This window comes from Amycolatopsis sp. M39 (assembly GCF_001651785.1).
In the GTDB taxonomy this organism is placed as follows: domain Bacteria; phylum Actinomycetota; class Actinomycetes; order Mycobacteriales; family Pseudonocardiaceae; genus Amycolatopsis; species Amycolatopsis rubida.
Genome location: NZ_LWSF01000062.1, coordinates 1 through 300 on the forward strand (window position 1 = coordinate 1; position 300 = coordinate 300).

The 300-nt window shown below is 76.3% G+C and carries 1 pseudogene; it reads right to left on the bottom strand.

The features are described from left to right. Positions 1–300, bottom strand: a pseudogene (locus A4R44_RS49830) (hypothetical protein); the annotation flags it as partial.

Genomic DNA, 300 nt, shown 5'->3' on the forward strand with positions numbered 1-300 from the left:
CGAGCAGTCCGGACGAATCCGGGCGTTCCGCCGACGGCGTGTTCAGGCCGCTGCCGCCGCCCATGCCGCCTGGCGGGACCATCGGCGGGGTTCCGCCGCCGGGGACCTGCTCGTGGTTGCCGACCGGATCCGGCAGCTTCGGCAGATCGCTCTCGCCCAGGCCCTTGATCGCGCCCGGACCGGTGTCACCGGGTCCGCCGATGCCGTCACCGGGTCCGCCGAGGCCGTTGACGCCGGGTCCGCCGATGCCGTCGCCGGTCCCGCCGCTCGCGCCGGGAGGCGGAGCCCACTTGGCGGAGC